Origin of the sequence: Robertmurraya sp. DFI.2.37, from assembly GCF_029211245.1 — a bacterium.
GTDB classification, from domain to species: Bacteria; Bacillota; Bacilli; order Bacillales; family Cytobacillaceae; genus Robertmurraya; species Robertmurraya methanolica_A.
In genome coordinates, this window is the sequence record NZ_JARGEJ010000782.1 from 1 (window position 1) to 292 (window position 292).

1 protein-coding gene is annotated in these 292 nt (G+C 43.5%); it reads left to right on the forward strand.

From position 1 onward, the window contains the following. Nucleotides 1-45: 45 nt before the first annotated feature. Nucleotides 46-292, forward strand: a 247-nt coding sequence (locus tag PZE06_RS28610) for a DegT/DnrJ/EryC1/StrS family aminotransferase (RefSeq protein WP_309145455.1), incomplete at its 3' end; no start/stop codon positions are given.

A 292-nucleotide genomic window follows, 5' to 3' on the forward strand; every position in this document is an offset into this window, starting at 1 on the left:
GGCCATTATATTTGAGGAGAAAAGGGGAAGGAGTTAGAGAAGCAAATTGCTTCCTACGTAAATTGTTCCTATGCATTAGGGGTTGGCAATGGTACTGACGCCCTTAACTTGGCGTTGAAGGCACTCAATATTGGAGTTGGCGATGAAGTAATCACGACCCCATTCACCTTTTTTGCAACGGCAGAAACAGTTGCTCAAGTCGGAGCGAGACCGGTCTTTGTCGATATTGAAGAGGAAACGTATAATATTGATCCTACGAAAATTCGGGAAATAGTCACTTCCAAAACGAAAG